Below are 275 nucleotides of genomic sequence, written 5' to 3'. Positions count from 1 at the left end.
GCATGAACTTGCGCTGGAAGTCTTCGCTCGGCGCGAACTTGGCGATCAGCGCCCACATCTCCTCGGTATCGATCTCGTCCTGGGTGCCGTGCAGGCGATGGAACTCGCTGGGTTGCTCGGGCACGCCCAGGCGCTGCAGGAGTTCGTAGATGCGCCGGTGGTTGACGCAGCTCACCGACTCGACCGCGTACAGGAGCGCAAGGCCCCAGGCGACATCGGTGTGCCGCACGCAACGGATACGGTTGTTGAGGTAGGCCTTCTCCAGCGGATGCAGC

At 64.4% G+C, this 275-nt stretch carries 1 protein-coding gene; it reads right to left on the bottom strand.

Going from position 1 to position 275, the window contains the following annotated elements; all coding sequences use genetic code 11:
- The coding region (locus tag ACLJNW_RS24915) for a hypothetical protein (RefSeq protein WP_410961320.1) at window positions 1-275 on the bottom strand (275 nt) is incomplete at both ends.

The organism is Salmonella sp. SAL4457 (assembly GCF_046548235.1).
Taxonomy (GTDB): domain Bacteria; phylum Pseudomonadota; class Gammaproteobacteria; order Enterobacterales; family Enterobacteriaceae; genus Salmonella; species Salmonella enterica.
Note: the sequence above shows the minus strand (reverse complement) of the source record. Positions and strands in the feature narration are given on the sequence as shown.